1 protein-coding gene and 1 pseudogene are annotated in these 1642 nt (G+C 66.9%); one reads left to right on the top strand and one right to left on the bottom strand.

Translation table 11 applies throughout. The features are described from left to right. Nucleotides 1–93: 93 nt before the first annotated feature. Nucleotides 94–357: pseudogene (locus QT222_RS01435) on the bottom strand (DUF8056 family protein); the annotation flags it as partial. A 73-nt stretch (nucleotides 358–430) separates the two neighbouring features. On the opposite strand from QT222_RS01435, the gene QT222_RS01430 reads away from it, so the two are divergent. Beyond that, nucleotides 431–1642 (top strand): phosphoglucose isomerase-related protein (locus QT222_RS01430; RefSeq protein WP_491476069.1); only part of this gene is annotated, 1212 nt, incomplete at its 3' end.

Genomic DNA, 1642 nt, shown 5'->3' with positions numbered 1-1642 from the left:
AACGACGCCAAGGTTCACCGACGCGATGAACTAGAGGCCCGAAAGCGAGAGTGGAGGGTCGAGCCGGCGGCCGGCTCAGATTTGGGGTTGACCCCGCGCGAGGAACAGTATCGGGGCGATGAGCGGTGCGACGACAAACAGTCCAACGAGGATGTAGAACGACCGCGAGAGGGTGAGCGAGCCACCGGGAACGCCCGCCGTTGCGCCGATGAGGACCACGAGTCCGAAGACGACGAGCAACGAGACGATACCGGTCGCGACGGCACCGGCGAGGACGTAGCACTTGAACAGCCACGACTCGCTGTGCCGAAACGCGTACGGAAACGCGCCGATGACGCCGCCGTAGTCGTCTGCCATTGGTCGCCCCTTGGAAGCGGCCGCGATTAAAGCGACCGGTGTCGTTTTGACGCCGGGGGACGCGCCATCCAGTATGCAGGTAGACCTCGGGAACGTTCTCGACACCGCAACGGTCCACGGTGTCTCCCGCGAGACACTCGAACGACTCGACGCGCGCGTCGCGGACGCTCACGACCGAATCGAACGCGGCCGCGAGGCGAGCGAACACGGCTACGAGGCGCTGAACCTCCCGAGCCGAACCGACCCCGACGCGATTCGCGACGCAGTGAGCCGGTTCGACGACCCATCCGCCGTCGTCACGGTCGGTATCGGCGGGAGCGCCCTCGGCGCGGCCACGCTCACCGACGCTCTCGAAAGCGACGTGGACGCCTACTACCTCGACAACGTCGACCCCGAAGCGGTCGAAGAACTCCCCGCCTCGCCCGACCTCGCTTCGACCGTCGTCAACGTCGTCTCCCGGTCCGGTACGACCGCCGAGACGCTGGCCAACTTCCTCGTCGTCCAAGAAGCGATGGCCGACGCCGGTGTCGACTGGGCCGACCGAACCTTCGTCACGACCGGCGAGGAAGGCAACCTCCGCGACCTCACCGAGAAACACGACCTCCCCTCGCTTTCCGTTCCCGACGGCGTGCCGGGACGTTTCTCGGTGCTCTCGACGGTCGGTCTCGCCGCCGCGGCAATCTGCGGCCACGATATCGACGCGATTCTGGAAGGCGCGGCCGCACAGGAAGCCCAACTCTCCGACTCGCTGTTTGACTCGCCCGCCTACGCCTACGGAGCCGTCTCCTACGCCCTCGCCGAGCGCGGCATGCTCCAGAACGCGATGATGCCCTACGCGGAATCCCTCGAAACGTTTTCCGAGTGGTTCGCGCAACTGTGGGCCGAATCGCTCGGCAAGGACGGTCTCGGCCAGACGCCGCTTCGCGCACTCGGCGCGACCGACCAGCACTCGCAACTCCAACTGTACCGCGCCGGGCCGCGCGACAAACTCGTGACGCTCGTCCGCGCGACCGAACGCGAAGACGTGGCCATCCCCGAGACCGACCTCGACGGTCTCGCGTACCTCGGCGGCTCCTCGCTCGGCGAACTTCTCGACGCCGAGTTCGAGGCGACCGAAGCCAGCCTCGCCGCCGCCGGTCGCCCGAACGTCCGCATCGAAATCGACCGCGTGGACGAGTACGGCCTCGGCGAACTGCTCTACGCGATGGAAGCAGCCTGCGTCCTCTACGGCGAACTCGCTAACGTGGACACCTTCGTCCAACCGGCCGTCGAGTGGGGCAAACGC

The organism is Haloferax sp. s1, from assembly GCF_058382125.1.
Note: the sequence above shows the minus strand (reverse complement) of the source record. Positions and strands in the feature narration are given on the sequence as shown.